Source organism: Rhizobium indigoferae (assembly GCF_034554815.1).
Taxonomy (GTDB): domain Bacteria; phylum Pseudomonadota; class Alphaproteobacteria; order Rhizobiales; family Rhizobiaceae; genus Rhizobium; species Rhizobium leguminosarum.
Genome location: NZ_CP140635.1, coordinates 1,528,214 through 1,545,576, shown reverse-complemented (window position 1 = coordinate 1,545,576; position 17,363 = coordinate 1,528,214). Strand labels below are relative to the sequence as shown.

At 59.9% G+C, this 17,363-nt stretch carries 16 protein-coding genes, 1 tRNA gene and 2 pseudogenes; 9 read left to right on the top strand and 10 right to left on the bottom strand.

All coding sequences use genetic code 11. The features are described from left to right. Positions 1–98: 98 nt before the first annotated feature. Both U5G49_RS07905 and ald read right to left on the bottom strand, forming a co-directional pair. Complete coding sequence (locus U5G49_RS07905; protein ID WP_193444217.1) at positions 99–1,028, bottom strand: helix-turn-helix domain-containing protein; 930 nt, start codon at positions 1,026–1,028, stop codon at positions 99–101. 225 nt (positions 1,029–1,253) lie between these two features. Continuing rightward, positions 1,254–2,372 (bottom strand): alanine dehydrogenase, encoded by a 1,119-nt coding sequence (gene ald, locus U5G49_RS07900; RefSeq protein ID WP_193444238.1) that lies wholly within the window; start codon positions 2,370–2,372, stop codon positions 1,254–1,256. Positions 2,373–2,528: 156 nt separating this feature from the next. Here ald and U5G49_RS07895 point away from each other — a divergent pair, with 156 nt between their 5' ends. From U5G49_RS07895 to U5G49_RS07880, 4 genes are all read left to right on the top strand, one after another. After that, positions 2,529–2,990 carry an Lrp/AsnC family transcriptional regulator gene (locus tag U5G49_RS07895; protein ID WP_112902639.1) on the top strand — a complete coding sequence of 154 codons (462 nt, stop codon included), beginning with the start codon at positions 2,529–2,531 and terminating at the stop codon, positions 2,988–2,990. A gap of 71 nt (positions 2,991–3,061) precedes the next feature. Beyond that, positions 3,062–3,943, top strand: coding sequence for a DMT family transporter (locus tag U5G49_RS07890; protein WP_018445707.1), 882 nt, complete (start codon positions 3,062–3,064; stop codon positions 3,941–3,943). A gap of 85 nt (positions 3,944–4,028) precedes the next feature. Next, the gene (locus tag U5G49_RS07885) at positions 4,029–4,433 is read left to right on the top strand and encodes a PilZ domain-containing protein (protein ID WP_018241727.1); all 405 of its coding nucleotides are present in this window, start codon (positions 4,029–4,031) and stop codon (positions 4,431–4,433) included. Between the two features lie 257 nt (positions 4,434–4,690). Next, the gene (locus U5G49_RS07880; RefSeq protein ID WP_193444216.1) at positions 4,691–6,679 is read left to right on the top strand and encodes a bifunctional 2',3'-cyclic-nucleotide 2'-phosphodiesterase/3'-nucleotidase; all 1,989 of its coding nucleotides are present in this window, start codon (positions 4,691–4,693) and stop codon (positions 6,677–6,679) included. Positions 6,680–6,727: 48 nt separating this feature from the next. Here the strand turns inward: U5G49_RS07880 and U5G49_RS07875 are convergent, their stop codons facing one another. Next, positions 6,728–7,696 (bottom strand): LysR family transcriptional regulator, encoded by a 969-nt coding sequence (locus U5G49_RS07875; protein ID WP_018445709.1) that lies wholly within the window; start codon positions 7,694–7,696, stop codon positions 6,728–6,730. Positions 7,697–7,834: 138 nt separating this feature from the next. Here U5G49_RS07875 and U5G49_RS07870 point away from each other — a divergent pair, with 138 nt between their 5' ends. Beyond that, a complete protein-coding gene (locus U5G49_RS07870) occupies positions 7,835–8,449 on the top strand; it encodes an FMN-dependent NADH-azoreductase (RefSeq protein ID WP_018241724.1) in 615 nt (204 codons plus the stop codon). A 48-nt stretch (positions 8,450–8,497) separates the two neighbouring features. Here the strand turns inward: U5G49_RS07870 and U5G49_RS37090 are convergent. After that, positions 8,498–8,587 (bottom strand): annotated as a pseudogene (locus tag U5G49_RS37090) (TetR/AcrR family transcriptional regulator); the annotation flags it as partial. On the opposite strand from U5G49_RS37090, the pseudogene U5G49_RS07865 reads away from it, so the two are divergent. Further along, positions 8,588–8,754 (top strand): annotated as a pseudogene (locus U5G49_RS07865) (SDR family oxidoreductase); the annotation flags it as partial. Positions 8,755–8,830: 76 nt separating this feature from the next. Here the strand turns inward: U5G49_RS07865 and U5G49_RS07860 are convergent. From U5G49_RS07860 to ilvA, 4 genes are all read right to left on the bottom strand, one after another. Beyond that, positions 8,831–10,024 (bottom strand): MFS transporter, encoded by a 1,194-nt coding sequence (locus tag U5G49_RS07860; RefSeq protein WP_018445711.1) that lies wholly within the window; start codon positions 10,022–10,024, stop codon positions 8,831–8,833. 348 nt (positions 10,025–10,372) lie between these two features. After that, positions 10,373–11,644 (bottom strand): GGDEF domain-containing protein, encoded by a 1,272-nt coding sequence (locus U5G49_RS07855; RefSeq protein ID WP_018241721.1) that lies wholly within the window; start codon positions 11,642–11,644, stop codon positions 10,373–10,375. A gap of 237 nt (positions 11,645–11,881) precedes the next feature. Continuing rightward, the gene (locus U5G49_RS07850) at positions 11,882–12,208 is read right to left on the bottom strand and encodes an HlyU family transcriptional regulator (protein ID WP_018241720.1); all 327 of its coding nucleotides are present in this window, start codon (positions 12,206–12,208) and stop codon (positions 11,882–11,884) included. A gap of 37 nt (positions 12,209–12,245) precedes the next feature. Beyond that, complete coding sequence (gene ilvA, locus U5G49_RS07845; protein WP_193444215.1) at positions 12,246–13,496, bottom strand: threonine ammonia-lyase; 1,251 nt, start codon at positions 13,494–13,496, stop codon at positions 12,246–12,248. A 236-nt stretch (positions 13,497–13,732) separates the two neighbouring features. On the opposite strand from ilvA, the gene U5G49_RS07840 reads away from it, so the two are divergent. Continuing rightward, the gene (locus U5G49_RS07840; protein ID WP_193444214.1) at positions 13,733–14,107 is read left to right on the top strand and encodes a VanZ family protein; all 375 of its coding nucleotides are present in this window, start codon (positions 13,733–13,735) and stop codon (positions 14,105–14,107) included. A 286-nt stretch (positions 14,108–14,393) separates the two neighbouring features. Here the strand turns inward: U5G49_RS07840 and U5G49_RS07835 are convergent. Together U5G49_RS07835 and wrbA are read right to left on the bottom strand one after the other, a co-directional pair. Continuing rightward, positions 14,394–14,478 (bottom strand) — tRNA-Leu (locus tag U5G49_RS07835). Between the two features lie 219 nt (positions 14,479–14,697). Continuing rightward, the gene (gene wrbA / locus U5G49_RS07830; RefSeq protein ID WP_018241717.1) at positions 14,698–15,294 is read right to left on the bottom strand and encodes an NAD(P)H:quinone oxidoreductase type IV; all 597 of its coding nucleotides are present in this window, start codon (positions 15,292–15,294) and stop codon (positions 14,698–14,700) included. Positions 15,295–15,594: 300 nt separating this feature from the next. On the opposite strand from wrbA, the gene U5G49_RS07825 reads away from it, so the two are divergent. Then, positions 15,595–16,371 carry a competence/damage-inducible protein A gene (locus U5G49_RS07825; protein WP_193444213.1) on the top strand — a complete coding sequence of 259 codons (777 nt, stop codon included), beginning with the start codon at positions 15,595–15,597 and terminating at the stop codon, positions 16,369–16,371. Positions 16,372–16,479: 108 nt separating this feature from the next. Further along, a complete protein-coding gene (locus tag U5G49_RS07820; RefSeq protein WP_193444212.1) occupies positions 16,480–17,322 on the top strand; it encodes a universal stress protein in 843 nt (280 codons plus the stop codon). The last annotated feature ends 41 nt before the right edge of the window (positions 17,323–17,363 follow it).

Below are 17,363 nucleotides of genomic sequence, written 5' to 3'. Positions count from 1 at the left end.
TGTCGCACAAAAGTGTGCAGCGGTTTTGCGACAACGACATGCGTAGAAACCAAGACCTAAAGCGCAATGAGCGAATCTGAAAAAGATCGCGACGCGCTTTAACTGCGACGGTAGTCGCTGGGGGAGACGCCAGCCTCCCGGCGGAAAATTTGAGCAAAATGGCTAGGGCTCGAATACCCCACGGACATGCCGATCTCGATGATGCTGGTGCTGGTTTCCTGCAGAAGTTGCTGGGCTTTAGCTATGCGTTGGCGAATGAAATAATGGGATGGAGAGAGGCCGGTGGCCTTCTTGAAGAGGCGGCTGAAGTGAAAAGCGCTCATGCCGGCCGTTTGCGCCAGACGTGCGAGATCAAACGGCTCTTGAAGGTTGGCTTCCATGAATGCGATCGCCCGCCGTAGCTTGGCGCCCGGGAGGGCATTTGACGGCCGTGCCTCTGCGTCGAATGTTGCATATTGTCGGATAAGGTGAACAGCGAGCGTCTGCGCCAATCCCTGCACGAAGAGCCGACTTCCCTGCCCTTCTGCCGTCAGTTCAGCATGGATCAGTTCCAGCATGCTGGAGAGATGTTGGTCGCGGCCGCCCGATATGTCGCGCAGGCGCATGGCGCTGGCAGCCTTGCCGAGAACCCCTTCCGCCACCCGGTCAAACAACGGAACGGAGAGATAGAGATGCATTACCTGGAAAGGTTCGTCTCCCTCGGCGTGCCAGCGCATTTCGTATGGCGTGGGCGACCGCGTCAGAAAAAAGTCCCCGACTCTGACTATATTGGCCTCCCACTCCCCGCCCAGATCGCGTTCCTCGACACATGCCTGACCTGAGATCACCCAAACAACGAGAGGCTCGGCGACCGCTGGGACAAGAAAGGGATGTTGCACCTTCAGGCGGGAAAATACCTGCACGAATATATCAGTCCAAGCCGGTCCATCCCCGCTGACGAGTGTTCTGCCGGCAATATATGTTTCGAGGCCGATAGGTGATGTTCGAAGCGGAACCGGCGATGTTTGCTCTCGACTATCAACCGTCATTGCTGCTCCGTTTAGATGGCGACTGCCCATCGGCATGATACGATGGCAACTGATCGGGCGGGACACAACTCGTCGCGCTGCGTGACAAGGAAAGCATACCTCCAACGCCGCCAACGGTCGCGGTCCGATTACAGGTCGCCGTCATACAAAGAAGGCGGCATCCCTTCGGATACCGCCCTGCCGGCCGAAAATAGCGCAGTAAGTCGTCACCTGGAGTCAGCTAGCCTACGCTACGTTCAGCACGCTCTCCGGCGCAAAGGCTTCGTAGCCAAGTGCGTCGGCGACCGGCTTGCTGGTGATGCGGCCCTTGTGCACGTTGAGGCCGTTCCTCAGATGCTTGTCTTCGGCGATGGCGCGCAGACCGCGATCGGCAAGCGCCAGGCCATGAACCAATGTTGCATTGTTCAGCGCGTGCGCCGAGGTGACAGGCACTGCGCCCGGCATGTTGGCAACGCAATAATGCACGACGCCGTCGACTTCGTAGGTCGGATCGGAATGGGTGGTTGCATGCGAGGTCTCGAAGCAGCCGCCTTGGTCGATGGCGACGTCGACGATGACGGAGCCCTTCTTCATGCCGGAGAGCATCTCGCGGGTGACGAGCTTCGGAGCAGCAGCGCCGGGGATCAGCACGGCGCCGATAATGAGATCGGCCGAGAAGACTTCCTCCTCCAGCGCCTGGATGCTGGAATAACGCGTGTGGATGCGGCCCGAGAAGATATCGTCAAGCTGGCGCAGGCGCGGTAGCGACTTGTCGAGAATGCTGACATCTGCGCCAAGGCCGGCGGCCATCCGGGCGGCATGCAGGCCGACAACGCCGCCGCCGATGACCGTGACCTTGGCCGGCAACACGCCGGGTACGCCGCCGAGCAGGACGCCAAGGCCGCCATTGGCCTTCTGCAGCGCGGTCGCTCCCGCCTGGATCGACAGGCGTCCGGCGACCTCCGACATCGGCGCCAGCAACGGCAAGCCGCCGCGCTCGTCGGTCACCGTCTCATAGGCGATCGCGGTAACGCCCGAGGCGATGAGACCCTTGGTCTGTTCGGGATCCGGCGCCAGATGCAGATAGGTGTACAGAAGCTGGCCGTCACGGAGCTGCGCCCATTCGGCGGGCTGCGGCTCCTTCACCTTGACGATCATGTCGCACTTTTCGAAGATATCCTTGGCGGAGGCGGCGATCCTCGCGCCGGCCGCGGCATAGGCGGCATCATCAGCGCCGATACCGACGCCAGCTTTGGTCTCCACCCAGACCTCGTGGCCGTGGGCAACATATTCGCGCACCGAAGCCGGCGTCAGACCGACGCGATATTCATGATTCTTGATTTCCTTCGGGCAACCGACACGCATGCGCGTTCCTCTCAATTTTATCTCCGCGGCCGCGGATTTTTCAGATGAGGAATCCAACCATCAAGGCAGTGAAATGTCCTTGCAAAGACGATTTGCGAAGAGGCGATTTTTCGGCGATTATTGCGTTCATTCTATCTTTTTTCGAAAGTTCTTCGAATGGCCGATCTCGACACCATCGATCTTGCGATTCTTAAGGCGCTGCAGGCCACTGCCCGCATGACCAATGCCGAGCTTGCCGAAAGGATCGGACTGTCGCCTTCGGCCTGTTCGCGCCGGCTCGATATCTTAGAAAGAAGCGGCGTCATCGGCGGCTACCATGCGCGGCTTTCACACAAGGCGCTCGACTACAAGATGATCGCTATCGTGCATATCTCGCTCTCCGGCCAGTTCGCCAAGACGCTGGCGGAATTCGAGGCAGCGGTGAAGCTCTGCCCGAACGTGCTCGTCTGTTACCTGATGTCAGGCGAATACGACTATATCCTCAGGGTCGCCGCCCGCGACCTCGAGGACTATGAGCGCATCCACCGCGACTGGCTGTCGGCCCTTCCCCACGTCGTCAAGATCAATTCGAGCTTCGCGCTCAGAGAAATCATCGACAAGCCGAATGTCGGCCTTTGAGGCCTTGCATCTTTGCCGAAAGCCTGTCCAGACTTCGATGCGCGCGGGCGTTTCCCGCTCATTGGCAAGTCATGACATCGAAGACCCAAGGCTATATTTTCGCGCTGTTGGCGCTCACCATTTTTTCGCTGCAGGACGCCATCTCGAAACATCTGGCGACGGCCTATCCGCCAATCTTCGTGACGATGATCCGCTACTGGGCCTTTGCGCTTTTCACGATCATCATCGCGTCAAAGATGCGCGGCGGGATTAAGACGACGGCCCGCACCAAACGCCCCTTCCTGCAGGTGACACGCGGCGTTCTGCTTGCGGTTCAGGTGGTTCTGGCCATCACCTGTTTTGCCGTGATCGGCCTTGCCCGTTCACAGGCGATCTTTTCCGCGACGCCGATCCTGATCGCACTGCTGGCGATGCCGATCCTCGGCGAGCGGGTCGGGTGGCGGCGGTGGGCAGCGATCGGCGCCGGACTTTTCGGGGTACTGCTGATCCTGAAGCCGGAAGGCGAGTTTTTCGACGTGAAGCTGCTTCTCGCCGTCATTTCCTGCTTCAACTTCGCCTTCTACGTTATCGCCACCCGCCTGGTCAGCCGCGACGATTCGTCGATGACCAGCTTCTTCTATACCGGCGTCGTCGGCGGCGTCACGATGACGCTGGTCGGGCCGTTCTACTGGAGTTGGATGGCGCCGGGCGACTGGGGCTGGATGGCGCTCGTCTGCATGACCAGCATCTCCAGCCATTATTTCCTGATCCGCGCCTACGATGTTCTCGATGCCGCCGCCGTCCAGCCGCTGACGTATCTGTCACTTGTCTATGCCTCTATCATCGGCATGGTGATCTATGGCGAAACGCTCAGCTTCAACATGATCGTCGGCTCGGCGATCGTGGTTGCCGCCGGCATCTTCACCGTCTGGCGCGAACATGTGGTGGGACGCAGAGCGGCCGCCGCCAACTGACGGTTTCACTGCAATTTTAGCCAAGCCCCTAAAACCATTTCAATTTTCCGGCGCTATGCTCCCCGGCTGTACCAAGGGAGACAGTATGACCCGCAACTTGAAAATCACGGCCCGAAAGGCCGACCGGAAAAACTGCCGCGTGTTCGGCCATGTCAAATATCTGAACAGCCAGGTGGATGCCCGCATTCTCAACCTATCGCCGACCGGTGCCGCCCTGGAGATGAAGGGGCCGCTCCATGCCGCCTCCGGCAGCAAGGTACGCATCGAGGCCGAAAACCTCGGCCTGCTCGAAGGCGTCATCCGCTGGAAGCACAATGGCCGCGTCGGCATCCAGTTCGACGTGAATTCGAATGCGCGGGCACAGATCTCCTCCTATTTCCGCTTTTTCCACAAGGAGATGCGGCCTGTGCTGGCGGTACGCCCGCTGGTTAGAACCGCCACCAACGTCGAGCGGACGCCTCACTTGGCGACATCGACGCTGAAATCGTAAGGCTGCACCGCCTTTGCGCCGAAGGAGCGGCTGAGATCGTTCCAGTAGCTGCGATCGACACCGACCGCCGAGGGTGACCGTGGCCTTACGTCTGCGGCAGCCGGGCGCCGAGTGACTGCACCATAAATTGCATTTCAGAGCCACGACGCTTTTCCGGCGGATTGTTTCGACGTCCTGTCATTTTCGCAGTGTACTCCTCGCCAAATCGTCCTAATTCTGACGGGCCGGACGATGCATGATCCTGAAGGAGAGTTTCCATGTCTTCCATTTTCGATGTTGGTGTAATGAGCCGCCGTTCGCTGCTCGGCGGCCTGGCCGCCACTTCCGCCCTGGTGCTGCTGCACCCTTTCAGCGCGCGCGCCAGCGCCAACCAGGCGCATCTCAGGCTGATGGAAACGACCGATATTCACGTCAACGTCTTTCCCTATGACTATTATGCCGACAAGCCGAACGACACGATGGGCCTGTCGCGCACCGGGACGATCATCGACGGTATCCGCGCAGAGGCCGTCAACTCGCTGCTGATCGACAATGGCGACGTGCTGCAGGGCAATCCGATGGGCGACTACATGGCCTATCAGCACGGCATGAAGGACGGCGACGTCCATCCGGTGATCAAGGCGATGAACACGCTCGGCTATACTGTGGGCACGCTCGGCAATCACGAGTTCAACTACGGCCTCGACTTCATGCTCAAGGTCCTATCAGGCGCGAACTTTCCCTTCGTGTGCGCCAACCTGACCAAGGGCCAGCTCGCCTCGGACCCGAAGCAGGACGATCTCTTCTTCAAGCCCTACATCATCTTGGAAAAACAGATCAAGGACGGCGCCGGCAACGAAAGCCCCGTCAAGATCGGCTTCATCGGCTTCGTTCCGCCGCAGATCATGCTCTGGGACATCAAGAACCTTGAGGGCAAGGCGCACACGCGCGATATCGTCGAGGCGGCCAAGGCCTGGGTTCCCGCCATGAAGGAAGCCGGCGCCGATATCGTGATTGCGCTCTCGCACTCCGGCATCGATGGCAGCGCACCGTCCGAAAAGATGGAAAACGCCTCGCTGCATCTCGCCGCCGTCGATGGGATCGACGCGATCTTCACCGGCCACCAGCATCTCGTCTTCCCAGGCCCGAAGAGCTGGGACGGCGTCGCCAATGCCGATCCCGTCAAGGGCACGCTGCACGGCAAGCCCGCCGTGATGGCCGGTTTCTGGGGCTCGCATCTCGGCCTTATCGACCTGCTGCTCGAAAAAGACGGCAACAGCTGGAAGATCGTCGATTTCACCTCGGAAGCACGACCGATCTATCATCGCGACGACAAGAAGAAGGTGGTTGCCGACTACGCCGACAAGAAGGAAGTGGTCGAAGCCGCAAAGGCCGAGCACGAGGCGACACTGACCTATGTCCGCACCCCCGTCGGCAAGACATCCGCGCCACTCTATTCCTACTTCGCACTGGTCGCCGACGATCCCTCCGTGCAGGTCGTCAGCCAAGCCCAGACCTGGTACATCAAGCAGATGCTCGCCGACACCAAGTTCAAGGACCTGCCGGTGCTTTCGGCGGCGGCCCCCTTCAAGGCCGGCGGTCGCGGCGGCGCCGACTACTATACCGACGTTCCGGCCGGCGATATCGCCATCAAGAACGTCGCCGACCTCTATCTCTACCCGAACACGGTCCAGGCTGTTGCCATCACCGGCGCCCAGGTGAAGAACTGGCTCGAAATGTCAGCCGGCATGTTTAATCACATCGAGGCCGGCTCGAAGGATGCGGCGCTGCTCAACAACGATTTCCCGTCCTACAATTTCGACGTGATCGACGGCGTCACCTACCAGATCGACCTGTCGCAGCCGCCGAAATATGATTCGTCCGGCAAGCCGATCAATCCGGACGCCAACCGCATCCAGAACCTCGCCTTCAACGGCAAGCCGATCGATCCGGCTCAAAAGTTCGTCGTCGTCTCGAACAACTACCGCGCCGGCGGCGGCGGCAATTTCCCCGAGATTACCGCTGATAAGGTGATCTTCCAGGCGCCGGATACCAACCGCGACGTCATCGTCCGCTATATCCATGATCAGGGCACGATCAATCCGTCGGCAGACGCAAACTGGACCTTCAAGCCGCTCCCGGGCACGACCGCGACCTTCGAAAGCGGCCCGAAGGCGAAGCAGTTCCTCGCCGAGGTCAAGAGCGTGAAGATCGAGGATGCCGGCGAAGGGGCCGACGGCTTCTCGAAATTCAGGCTCGTCCTTTAGGCGAAAAAATATGTCGACGAAGGCGCGGCGCCTGCGCCTGCGCTTTCGTCATTCGGCCGCAAGCGGCATACCGGGCTCGCGCAGTTCGGCGATCTGAGCATTGAAATCGGCGTGGCTTGGGCAGGCGGAAAGCCTCGTGCGGAACGCATCGATCATCCAGGTGGCAGCGGGTCCGGGCGGGTTAGCGAGCTGGCGCACGGAATAGATGGCATATTCCCCCTGTTCGTAGGCATCCAGATCGAGAGGGACAAGCGCGCCGCTCACGAGATCATCACGGATGAGCGAGGCCGGAAGGCCACCCCAGCCAAGACCGGCCTTGATGAGCTGATGCTTCGTCGCAATATCGCTGACGCGCCATGTCTTGTAGGACAAAACATTGAAATCACGCCCCTTTGTCAGACCCGACGCATCGGTGACGACAAGCTGCACTTCCTCGCGCACGTCGCCGAGCATGAGCGGCCGGTCGATCGCAACAAGCGGGTGGTTGCGCGCGGCAACCGGCAGCATGAAGGAATGACCGATCCGCTCTGTGACGACCGAATCGTCCTGCTTTAGAACTGCGCCGCCGATCCCGATCGTCGCCTTGCCGCTGAGGACGAGATCCATGACCATCCCAAGTTCGCCGACGTTGAGGTTCAATGAAACGGACGGAAACATCTCGCGAAATTCGCGCAGGACCTCCACCAGGGCCCGCGAAGGCACCATGACACTGATGGCGACGGAAACCTCCGCTTCGAGCCCTTCCCTCAGGCTCTTGACGCGCGCCCGCATGACCTGCAGGTCGCCGAGAATGCGTCGCGCATCCTCCAGCATTGCCTTGCCTGCCTCCGTAAGCTTCGGCTGGCGCGCACCGGAGCGCTCGAAAAGCGGCACTTCTAGCTGCGCCTCCAGGTTGGCGATCGTATAGCTCACAACCGACTGGGCACGGTTCAGCGCCCGCGAAGCGGCTGAGAAGCTGCCGGTCTCGGCAACGGTCAGAAACACCTGCAATTGGTCCAGAGTCGGGTTGGGCAGCATCTTCTATCCATTCCATCGATAGTTTCGATCGACATTATCACCGTTTTTTCGATAGCAGGCCAGACCTATTTTCGCTTCGAGACTGCGGCTCACCTCCCAGCAACGGGCCGTTAAATTCCATTCGAAAGGAAATGCACCATGTCGTCCATCCTGCTTCTGACGTCCAGCCCGCGTGCCGAATCGCTCTCGACGCCGATCGCCGTCGATCTCGCCGAAAAGCTGAAGAGCCAGAACCCGGGCAGCGTCATCGTTCGCCGCGACCTTGCCGCCAACCCGCTGCCGCATATCGATGACCTCTTCACCGGCGCGATCCGCAAGCCGCCCGAGGCCCGCACCGCTGAGGAAAGCGTGGCCGTCGAGACCTCCGACAAACTGGTCAACGAACTGCTTGCCGCCGACACGATCGTCATCAGCACTGGCCTCATCAACTTCAACATCTATTCGTCGCTGAAGACCTGGATCGACAACGTCGCCCGCGCCGGCCTGACCTTCAAGTACACGGAAAGCGGTCCGGTCGGCCTCGCAACCGGCAAGAAGGTTTATGTCGTGCTCGCTTCGGGTGGCGTCTACTCGCAAGGACCGGCCGCCCCCCTGAACCATGCCGTGCCATACCTGAAGTCGGTTCTCGGCTTCCTCGGCATCACCGACATCGAGACCATCTATGTCGAAGGCCTGGCCTTCGGTCCGGAAGCTGCCGAGAAGGCCATCGACGCCGCCAAGTCGCGCGTCCAGGAAATCGCACTGGCCGCCTGATCGGCTTTTCAACGCTCCATGGAACGGCCGGCTTTTGCCGGCCGTTTTTCATTTGTCGATACCGGCGACAAAATCCCGGACCGTCACCAGGATTTCGGCGGAGAGTTCCTCATCGGACGAAATCCTGGCAAGGCCGACGGCGGCATGAGCCCGCTCGGCCGCATGAGCGAAGCCGACGAAATCGCCAAAAGGCGGCGCTCTATCTGGCATCGGATGATGCGACCAATGTCACCTGCATCGAGATCACCGTCAACGGCGGCATGACGAGCGCGCCCTCCGGCGCCAAGATCTTCCGCGCCGCCTGAGCGAGCCGGGCCGAGCAACTCAAACTTGCCCGGCCCCGCGCCAATTTCGTTTCTATTCTATCCTGGGACGTTCTGCTTAGCTCTGACGCGTCGCGCGGTGGGCAAGACGAAACAGGACGATTGCCAAATTCAGGACGGCAAGCAGAAGCAATACATAGAGCATGGTCTGGATGCCGGAGGAAACGATCAGATTGCCGGCCACCAACGGAAAGCCGAAGACGCCGATCATATAGGCCAGCGAGAATAACAAAAGCGACTGCGGCATAAGGCCAGCTGGAGCCTCATTTGCAGCCAGGCCGTTGATGACGGAATAGGTCAACCCATAGCCCACCCCCAGCATCGCTGCGCCTCCCAGATAGGCAAGCTGATTTGATGTCAGCATCAGGAACAGCACGATCGATGCCAGCGTCAGACTTGTCAGGACCAAAAGCGAATAGAGTGGGTCTTTCTTGACCACATATCCCGCCACGAACAGCCGGCTCAGAATCGCGGCGGACATGAAGCCGATGAAGAACAGGGAGTAGTCGAACCCATGCGCATTGGCGTAGCTGGTCTGAAAGCTGGACAACCCGCCGAAAATCGCGCCGCCGATGCCGACCATAATGATGGAATAGACGGCCCGCGAACCGATCACCTCACGCGCTGAGGCAAATGAGATCTTGTTGACATGAGGCAAAATCTTGCCGGCATTGGTCAGCCGGATATGGAGCAAAAAGTAAAGCGCACCGCCGGCGAGGCTGGCAAGGAATGCAAATGCGAAGGCCGCCTCGATCGGCATCGACCAGCCTGTGGCAATGCGGCCAATGATCGGTCCGGCGCCGATGCCCGACATCATCGATCCGGAAAGTAGAGCAAAAAACCTGATGCGGTGCTCGGGTTCGACGATAGCGGCGACCAGAATGGGTCCAAGCGCATAGAAGGTGCCCCAGCCTATGCCGAGGATGAAGCCGACCGTCATCAGACTCAGCCCAGCTGAGGGAACCATGGCGAATCCCAGCGCTGACGCGGCAAGAAACAGTCCCGAAACAGCCACCGCCCGCGCCGAGCCGATGGCATCCGCGATGTGCCCGGACAGGATCACGAGAATGACGGTGCTGACAGTCGCGGCCGAAATGATCAGGCCGGCCAGCGCCTCGTCGCCGCCACGCTGGCCAACCAGCACCGGAACCAGAAAGGTCACGCCGTAGGCGATCGAAAGAAGAAACCCTCCAATACACAAAGCGGTAAACTCGCCGCCATCGACTTTCTTCCGTGCAATTGAATCACTCATGTCTCCACGCCCCTCGCAGGAAAACTGATCTGGGATATTTCCGCAACGGAGATCACGTTTGCATTTCACGAACAAGCCGTTTTTATATTGCTCATAACCTATTGAAAAGACATAGACAGACGGGCAAATGTTTCGGTTTAAGCAACATCCTCAACATCCCCGGTCGACGCACTGCATCGATCGATGATTAGGAAGCCGCCTCCCGACGTCCGCGACCTCGCGCGCCATCAGCGATGCGAATTCTCAGGAATACCTATTGGGTTGACCACGTTCAGCCAAATGGAGAAGAGCCTCAATCGGGGCCAGCCGAGCCAACTGGGTTGCTCGGGCTAACTGGGTCTGGCTGAGCTAACTGAGTTTCACCACACCGGAGCGGCCGACGACGCAATTGCGGCCGCTCTTCTTTGCCGCGTAGAGCCTGCCGTCGGCCGCCGTCAGCACGGCGGTGAAATCGACGCCGTCCTCATCGGCGGTCGCAACCCCGATACTGACCGTGACCGGCCTGTCATCCGGCGTCTTGACGCTGGTCGCGATCGTCCAACGCAGGCGCTCGGCAAGCAGCAGCCCTTCTTCGTGGTCGGTGCCTGGACAGACGGCAACGAATTCCTCGCCGCCGAAGCGGAAGACGCGGTCGCTGGAGCGCAGCGTCGTGCCCAATCGGGCGGCGATCGCCTTCAGCACCTCGTCGCCCTGGAGATGGCCGTAGCCGTCATTGACATCCTTGAAGTGATCGGCGTCGATAATGAGGACGGTGGCGAATAGCCCCTGCTTCAGTGCCTCGAGCAGCATCAGCGGCGCTTCCATTTCCATGCGCGTCCGATCATAGACGCCAGTGAGCATGTCGCGGCCAGTGCGCTCCAGAAGATCGTTGTAGCGCTCGCGGAACGTCAGGTCGCCGAACACGTCGCTGATCGAACGTGCGGACCCGGCTGCGCCGATACGGCGAATGCGATATTCATAGAATGCGAACATCGCCGCGTAGAGGCAGACGGCAAGCATTTTCGCCTTCCATCCGCCCCAGAATGCGGCGATCGGTACATCCAGGAAGTAATGCAGCGCGGCGAAGAAGCCGATCTGGTCGAAGGTCAGCAGCACGAATCCCGAAATCAGGAAGCGCAGGACGACGCGGCGGCGAAAGAAATCGCCGAGTTTTTCGTAGAGCAGGATGATGCCGAGCGAATCGACATAGAGCAGCGCCGTGCCCCAGACCATCAGCCAGCCCATCTCCTTGAGAAAATCGACGTCGGGTGTGTGGCCGGTCGACATCTGCAGCGGCTGGTGCATCTGCAGCACCCAGGCAATACCGACGGTGAGCAGGTTGCCGAGGAACAGGCCGTAGATCGGCTGGCGCACCGTCGCGGCATCCTCCTGCAGGTAAAGCATCAGGATCATCATCAGCTTGCCGGAGAAGAAGACGGATGAACCCGGCGACACATCCCCGAACGGCAGCGAGACATAGAAGACCGCCGCCAGATAGGTCTCCATGAAATGCATGACGCCGAGCGCCGTCAGGAAAACCCCGAGACCAAGCCGATGACGGAAATGCAGAAGCGTTACCATCAGCACGAAATAGGCGATGGCTTCGACGACGAAGAGAAGGAGGTTGAGTGTCTCCATCATGAGACCTTGGCGCCGGACGTTCGGCGTCCTGCCGGCGCGGCGATCGCGACAGCGAATCCTTTGGTCAATCGTCCGAAACAGTCAAACACGGGGTGTGTCCTGCAAATCCTGCAGGCGATACCTTTCACTGCAATCCTTTAAGATTGCGTGAGTGAGAACGCGCTCGCTGGAGAGCACCCGGGTCACACACAGGAATAGTTACAGCCGGTATCAAGGACCTATGCCCGGATCCCGATTTCAGACCTGACGAAGCTTCTCGCCGTCACCAAAGAGCGACGAACCATGCTGATCGATAATCTGCTGCGCCTTGCGCACCGTGCATTCGATCGCATCGTCGGAGGACGTAAACAGATCTGCACGGATGAAATTGCGCACCAGCACCTCGTCGCCGACCTTCTTTTCGATGCGGCCGGCCAGGCGATACTGGCTGCCTTCCCTACGCGGTTCGGCATAGATCGTGCAATCGCCGTAAAGCTGCGGCTCGCCGGAAGGGCCTGCCGCTTCCGTGGCCGGTTTGCCGCCGCCGGAGAACATCGAAAAGAGATTTGAAATGAACGAAGCCATGCTCCGCCTTTAGCACGACGGCATCGCTATCGCCAAGTCAAATGATCAGGTTGGCGAGGATCTCGTTTTCGGTAATATCCTCGTAACCCATGCCGGCGGCTTCGAAATTTCCGACCAGCCGGGCGAAATTCTCAGGCGCCTTGGTTTCGATGCCGATCAGGATCGAGCCAAAGTTGCGTGCCGATTTCTTCAGATATTCGAAGCGGGCGATATCGTCGTCGGGGCCGAGCAGATTGAGGAAATCGCGCAGCGCGCCAGGGCGTTGGGCGAGCCGCAGGATAAAGTATTTCTTCAGCCCTGCGTAACGCATGGCTCTTTCCTTTACGTCAGGCAGGCGCTCGAAATCGAAATTGCCGCCGGAGACGACGGCGACGATGGTCTTGCTGCGGATCGCCTGGCGATCCATCGCGGCGATCGCCGTCAGTGACAGGGCGCCGGCCGGCTCCAGCACGACCCCCTCGACATTCAGCATCTCCTGAATGGTGACGCAGATGGCGTTCTCCGGCATCAGTTGGACTTGGCTTGCCGGGAAATCGCGAAGAGCGGCGAAATTCAGCTCGCCGATGCGGGCGACGGCGGCGCCATCGACGAAATTGTCGACCTTGGCCAGCGTCGTCACCTTGCCCGCCTCGATACTGCGCTTAAGGCTTGGCGCGCCGGCGGGCTCAGTGAAGACGAAAGCCGATTTCGGCACGGTGCCGTCGAGATAGCCGGTGATGCCGGCGGCAAGTCCGCCGCCGCCAACCGGCAGGACGACCATGTCGGGCACCGTTCCCTCAGGCAGCTGCTGCATGATTTCGGCGGCGACCGTCGCCTGCCCCTCAATGATGTCCCCATGGTCGAAGGGCGGCACCATAACGCCGCCGACCGCCTCCACATGTTCACGGGCGGCCTGGTAGCACTGGTCGAAGAAGTCGCCGAACAGCCGGATGGTGATGAATTCAGCGCCGAACATGCGGGTCTTGTCGATCTTCTGCTGCGGTGTCGTCACCGGCATGAAGACGACGCCTGGCACGCCGAAATGGCGGCAGACGAAGGCAAAGCCCTGGGCGTGATTACCGGCCGAGGCGCAGACGAAGGTCTTGCCGGCAGCACCCTGCCCGATCGCCTTGCGGAAGAAATTGAAGGCGCCGCGGATCTTGTAGGAGCGCACCGGCGACAGATCCTCGCGCTTCAGCCAGATATCGGCACCGTAGCGGGCCGATAAATGATCGTTGAGCTGCAGCGGCGTTGCCGGAAACAGGCTGCGCATTGCCTCTTCGGCGCTTTCGACATCAAGTCTCGTCACGGGTATGGTCCATTCTCACGTTAGCCACCGCCGCTATGGCACAGGCCGGCCGGCAAAAGAAGCTCGTTTGGGCCATTTCCAGTTCGTTCCCGCATCGTTTCACTCCGCGGAGCCGGGTTCGGCCCTGGGGACAGGTTCTGCTCCCGAGGAAGGCCTTTCTTAAGCCAATAGCGAAATTGGCGGCACATGAACTGATTTTAACTGTCAATAAAAAGGACGGCCACTAATATGAAGCTATGATGACATTCAAATTCGCAAGACCGCTCGCCTGGCTGCTGCTGGCCTTCATCATCTTCGTCACCGTTTCGCCGATCGGAGAGAGGCCGAATACGGTCACGATGGTCGATGTCGACCGCGCGGTCGCCTATCTTCTCCTTGGCTTCGCCTTTGCGCTGGCCTATCCGAAACAGTGGAAGATGGTCGCCATGCTGCTGATCGTCGGCGCATTCGCCATCGAATATCTGCAATACTTCTCGCCGACCCGCCATCCGCGCCTCCATGACGCAGGCATCAAGGCCATGGGCGCCGCCCTCGGGCTGCTAGCCGGATGGGTGATCAACAGATGGCGCGAGACCAAAGCGCCAAACGGTCTACCCTTCGCAGAACGGTGATTATCCCAGGTTAGAAACCGCGCAACTGCACTGCCCAGAAGAGCAGTGGTATCGCAGCCATCCCAGTTCCCAGAACAAGTGCGACACTGGTCTTTAAGATCCGGATGCGCCGAACCTTCGCCCCACTCCAATCGTAAACCATCGTCTTACTCCCACAAGACAACACTTACTCAGCCGCCGCGGCGCAATACTTGCATCGAAAATGCCATTGTCAAGCGGCAACTCGCTTTTGTGCACAATATGCAGGCAGATTCAATACTGGCATATTCCAACGGCATTATGAAAATGGTGCGGGCGACGGGGCTCGAACCCGTACAGCCAAGGCCGAGGGATTTTAAGTCCCTTGCGTCTACCAGTTTCGCCACGCCCGCTTGCGGCGTTTTCAATATCTTGCGTCATGGGCGATGGGAAGAGCCGCAAGGCGTAAAAAATAGTGCCTGTTTGCCGGCAGCACCGTCGAATGATCCGTCACACATTTTCCGCCCGAAAGCCGCGGCCGATCAGGGAGCACTCGGTCTGTCGCGGGAGAAAGCGGAAAAGGCGCGGCGAGCCTCACGCCCGCCGCGCCTCTGTCATTTCAATATCGAAGATCAGGCGAGCTTGGCGGCAAGCTTGGCGACATGGGCGCCCTGGTATTTGGCACCTTCCAGCTCGATCTCGGAAGGCTGGCGCGAGCCGTCGCCGTTGGTGATGGTGGAAGCGCCGTAGGGCGATCCACCTTTGACTTCCTCGGTGCCCATCTGGCCCTGGAAGGCATAAGGCAGGCCGGCAACGACCATGCCCTGGTGCAGGAAGGTGGGGAGGAAGCCGAGGATGGTCGATTCCTGTCCGCCGTGCTGGGTTGCCGAGGAGGTGAAGACCGAACCGAGCTTGCCGACGAGCTTGCCGGCGAACCAGAGGCCGCCCGTCTGATCCCAGAAATTGCGCATCTGCGAGGCGACCGTGCCGAAGCGGGTGCCGGCACCGACGATGATCGCGTCGTAGTCGGCCAGTTCGTCGACGGTGGCGATCGGAGCCGCTTGATCGACCTTGTAATAGGAAGCCTTGGCGACATCTTCCGGAACCAGTTCCGGAACGCGCTTGACGGTGACCTCGGCACCGGCCGACTTCGCGCCTTCGGCAACGGCATAGGCCATGGTTTCAATATGGCCGTAAGCCGAATAATAAAGGACGAGAACCTTCGCCATCTTCAATCTCCCTTGGAGCACTGGTTGAATTTCGTGACCGAGGGAGTTCTATCAGCGGGTATTTCCGAACACAGCCATGCCTTGAAGAACTCAGTGTTCAACATCCGTAGACGAAAATTCACTTGCGTTTTCATTTCAGCAAAAATGAACGTATCGCAGAACAGCATTCAGATTTCAGGCTGGCCCGGCCTAAAATCTGAATGCTGTTCCCACTTGCACTTTTCGGCATCATGCCGTGGCTGTTTGCAAAGCGACCGAACGGCACTACCTATTCACCAGCCTCAGATCACGGAACATCCCATGAGCCAAAACATCGTCGTCACCGCCGCCATGCTCGCCATCGGCGACGAACTTCTTTCCGGCCGCACCAAGGACAAAAATATCGGCCATCTCGCCGATCTGCTCACGCTTTCCGGCATTGATCTCAAGGAGGTGCGCATCGTCGCCGACGACGAAGAGGCGATCGTCGAGGCGCTGAACGCCCTTCGCGGCAAATATGATTACGTCTTCACCTCGGGCGGTATCGGGCCGACGCATGACGACATCACCGCCGATGCCATCTCCAAGGCTTTCGGCGTGCCTTGCGAATATGACGAAGCGGCAATGACACTGCTTGCCGAGATGTATCGGCGCCGCGAGATGGAATTCACCGAAGCGCGCCAGCGCATGGCGCGCATGCCGCGCGGGGCCGTGCATATCGCCAATCCGGTCTCGACCGCGCCAGGCTTCATCATCGGCAATGTCCATGTCATGGCCGGCGTGCCGCAGGTCTTCCAGGCGATGGTCGACAATGTGCTGCCGACGCTTCGAACCGGCACGCCGGTGCTTTCGCTCGCCATCGCCTGCCCTTACGGCGAAGGCGAGATCGGCACGCCCTTGACCGCGATTCAGAAAGCACATCCGGAAACCAGTATCGGCTCCTACCCGCGCTATGTCGGCCAGAAATTCTCGACCGAGATCGTCGTGCGCGGCCGCTCGCAGGCGGTTATCGATGCGGCCGGCGCCGAAGTCCGGGAGATGATCGACGCCATCCGCCGCAGGAAGGACATCGCCGAAAACCATTCCGCCGAGGCTTGAGGGAAACGCCGGAACTCAGGGCCATCCTTGATCCCCATCAAGGAACAGCAGAACGGTCCGGTGCATTCCTTTCCTCGCGCAAGCCATTTCAGCGCAAGGAGAATTGATATGTCTTACAAAACCATTCTCGCCATTCTCGATACATCAGACAATAGTGCTGCGGTTGCCGATTTCGCCTTTGCCTTGGCCGCTGAAAGCGGCGCCCATGTGATCGGCCTGCATGCCGAAATCATCTCCGCCGTGCCGCTGGTGGCGCCGATGGAAATCCCCGATCCCGTCGCCGTGCAGGCGCTGCAGGACATGGCGCACAGCGAAACGATTGCGGTTGAGCGCATCTTCAGGGCGAAGGCGGAGGCATCAGGCGCCTCCTCCGAGTGGCGCAGCTTTGCCACATCAACCGGATACGGCTCCGCACCGCTGATCGAAAGTGCGCGCAGCGCCGACCTCTTGATCGCCTCACAGGCCGACCCGGCCAGACCTTCCGACAGCCACGTCGACGTCGACAGCTTCCTCTTCGAAAGCGGCCGGCCGGTGCTGATGATCCCCTATATCATCCGCCAGCCGAAGCCGATCAAGCGCGTGCTGATCGCCTGGAACGGCTCGAAGGAGGCGGCGCGCGCGACCTTCGACGCGCTGCCGATCCTCAAAGCCGCCGACGAGGTGGAGATCTTTTCGGTCGATCCGGCCGACACGGCGCTGCAATCGCCGCTGACAGCAGGCGCCGACATCGCCGCGACGCTTGCGCGTCATGGCGTGAAGACGACGCTTTCGACCGCGCAAAGTGTGGACAAAAGTGCGTCCCATGTCATCGAAAACAGGCTATCGGACAGCAGCATCGATCTTCTCGTCATGGGCGCTTATACGCATTCCTGGCTCTGGCAGATGATCTTCGGCGGCACGACCAAGACCCTGCTGCAATCGATGACGGCACTGACCCTGTTATCGCGTTGATTGGCTGCTCTTGCCTTTTGCCGGCAAATCCCGCTAATTGC

Excerpts from the sequence above, each read along its gene's own strand:
- U5G49_RS07905 (WP_193444217.1), bottom strand. The coding sequence starts at position 1,028 with ATGACGGTTGATAGTCGAGAGCAAACATCGCCGGTTCCGCTTCGAACA.
- ald (WP_193444238.1), bottom strand. The coding sequence starts at position 2,372 with ATGCGTGTCGGTTGCCCGAAGGAAATCAAGAATCATGAATATCGCGTC.
- U5G49_RS07895 (WP_112902639.1), top strand. The coding sequence starts at position 2,529 with ATGGCCGATCTCGACACCATCGATCTTGCGATTCTTAAGGCGCTGCAG.
- U5G49_RS07890 (WP_018445707.1), top strand. The coding sequence starts at position 3,062 with ATGACATCGAAGACCCAAGGCTATATTTTCGCGCTGTTGGCGCTCACC.
- U5G49_RS07885 (WP_018241727.1), top strand. The coding sequence starts at position 4,029 with ATGACCCGCAACTTGAAAATCACGGCCCGAAAGGCCGACCGGAAAAAC.
- U5G49_RS07880 (WP_193444216.1), top strand. The coding sequence starts at position 4,691 with ATGTCTTCCATTTTCGATGTTGGTGTAATGAGCCGCCGTTCGCTGCTC.
- U5G49_RS07875 (WP_018445709.1), bottom strand. The coding sequence starts at position 7,696 with ATGCTGCCCAACCCGACTCTGGACCAATTGCAGGTGTTTCTGACCGTT.
- U5G49_RS07870 (WP_018241724.1), top strand. The coding sequence starts at position 7,835 with ATGTCGTCCATCCTGCTTCTGACGTCCAGCCCGCGTGCCGAATCGCTC.
- U5G49_RS07860 (WP_018445711.1), bottom strand. The coding sequence starts at position 10,024 with ATGAGTGATTCAATTGCACGGAAGAAAGTCGATGGCGGCGAGTTTACC.
- U5G49_RS07855 (WP_018241721.1), bottom strand. The coding sequence starts at position 11,644 with ATGATGGAGACACTCAACCTCCTTCTCTTCGTCGTCGAAGCCATCGCC.
- U5G49_RS07850 (WP_018241720.1), bottom strand. The coding sequence starts at position 12,208 with ATGGCTTCGTTCATTTCAAATCTCTTTTCGATGTTCTCCGGCGGCGGC.
- U5G49_RS07840 (WP_193444214.1), top strand. The coding sequence starts at position 13,733 with ATGATGACATTCAAATTCGCAAGACCGCTCGCCTGGCTGCTGCTGGCC.
- wrbA (WP_018241717.1), bottom strand. The coding sequence starts at position 15,294 with ATGGCGAAGGTTCTCGTCCTTTATTATTCGGCTTACGGCCATATTGAA.
- U5G49_RS07825 (WP_193444213.1), top strand. The coding sequence starts at position 15,595 with ATGAGCCAAAACATCGTCGTCACCGCCGCCATGCTCGCCATCGGCGAC.
- U5G49_RS07820 (WP_193444212.1), top strand. The coding sequence starts at position 16,480 with ATGTCTTACAAAACCATTCTCGCCATTCTCGATACATCAGACAATAGT.